2 protein-coding genes are annotated in these 1,719 nt (G+C 40.4%); both read right to left on the bottom strand.

The annotated features are described in order from the left end of the window. Positions 1 to 240 precede the first annotated feature (240 nt). The gene (locus R7P74_RS24655) at positions 241 to 846 is read right to left on the bottom strand and encodes a DUF5677 domain-containing protein (RefSeq protein WP_318123277.1); all 606 of its coding nucleotides are present in this window, start codon (positions 844 to 846) and stop codon (positions 241 to 243) included. Positions 847 to 996: 150 nt separating this feature from the next. Continuing rightward, the gene (locus R7P74_RS29975) at positions 997 to 1,605 is read right to left on the bottom strand and encodes an SLATT domain-containing protein (RefSeq protein ID WP_443293315.1); all 609 of its coding nucleotides are present in this window, start codon (positions 1,603 to 1,605) and stop codon (positions 997 to 999) included. Between the last annotated feature and the right edge of the window lie 114 nt (positions 1,606 to 1,719).

The raw sequence follows: 1,719 nt of genomic DNA, 5'->3' as shown, positions 1-1,719 counted from the left end.
TGCTTCTTTACGGAACTCTTCGGTGTACGCTGGATTACGATGTTTAGCCATAAATCACCTCTCAATTAGACCCTAGATCTAACTTGGTAAAGTGTCTACTAAACGTGGGGTACTCGGTTACATAACGCCGCGTTAAGTAGTGAGCAACGCCACCACTAAACCTAACCCATTGCGCCGTAAACACTAAATTCAAAGCAAACCGAAAATGCCATGCGTTGCGAATCTGCCTTAAACGCCTTGTTATGCATATTTTCCAGAGGCAGCCTCTGAATGTATTGTTTGAAGTTCATTCAATAGCGGCCCTTTGAAGCCGATAAAAGCAAATGCAGCAATAAGGGCTGATACAGATATTTCTACTAATTGATTTTGGTATAGTCGAATATCATCTGCGCAGTGCTCGTGCCCAAGAGAGACTTCACCATTAATGGTATGATCCCTAATTAACGATTCAAGATTGCCGTGCGTACTGCGGCACAACGAAGTGTAAAACCGATAGCGATGCTCTTCACCAGCTTTTTTGAAGCGGCCCCAAACACTCGGGTTTCTAACGTATTTTCCACCTTGTAACTCATCCATGTAACACTGAACCGACTGGTTCATTTCTTGTATATAACCTTCGTCGTTCTTTACACATTGTAGGTCTACATATGATTCCAGAGCACTGCGCATCAAAACAGGGACAGAGGATACTCGATTAACACAGCACAGAAAATATGCATCTTGAGAAAGCTCCATCACTCTAGTAGCCAGCAACAACACATATTTTTGCTGTATATTCTCATGCATTACTTGCTGATAAACCTTTATTTGTATCGCTCTGAGTTTATCCCACTTATCGTCACTCATTATTCCCCCCAATATGCATAACGCCCTGTTAAGGTGTGAGCAACGCAATGCCGATGCCGCCGCAGACCACCTTAAACACTAAACGCAACGCATAATAAAAATGCCACGCGTTGCGAATCACTCTTAAACAGTTTGTTAAGTTTCTTTTAGTTAACTGAAACTCACCAAATGCCATGACCAAAGAAGCAGCAAAGTGATTGAAAAAATATAATGGGAAAAACCTAGCGCTCGATACCAATATATTTTCAACTTATAGTTAAGAAGTACATCAGAATTGGATGGTTTTTTCCCATGCTCAATGAGGTAGTCCAATCTCGCAATCAGATAATCATGTGAAACATGGTTTTCGTGCCTGTTAAGGCAAATATAGTACCTATTCACGAAGTCTAAATATTCATGTTCGGTAGATTGATATTGGTGCGTCACACGATAATGTAGTTTCCGTGAAAGTTCTGCCAACTCCAAACCACATTGATGAATATTCGAAGATCTAGCAGAGAAATCCCCCATACCAAGTAATAATGAATATGTAAGAACAACTACCGCAAAAAATAGACTAGCCATATCAATTTGGTTCTTCGTCACTGAGTCATCAACAAGATCAAACGTAGTAAACAATGCTAGAACTATCTGCCCGACAGCTAGAAACGCGAGTGTCCATTGAGAGCACCAACTGTGGAGCCTTAAACGCCTACTAGCTTCATACCTAGCTTTAGATGTAACCAATACTCTTTTATGTAAATATTCGTATGATTTCATTTATATTTATTGTGTACCTTACTTTAAAGAAGAAACTTAACGCCATGTTAAGGGGTGAGCAGCGCAATACCGATGTTGCTGCAAACCACCTTAATCACTAAAATCAACGCATAG

This window comes from Vibrio sp. 2033 (genome assembly GCF_033339735.1).
The sequence above is the reverse complement of the archived record's forward strand: the minus strand, read 5'-3'. Positions and strand labels throughout refer to the sequence as shown.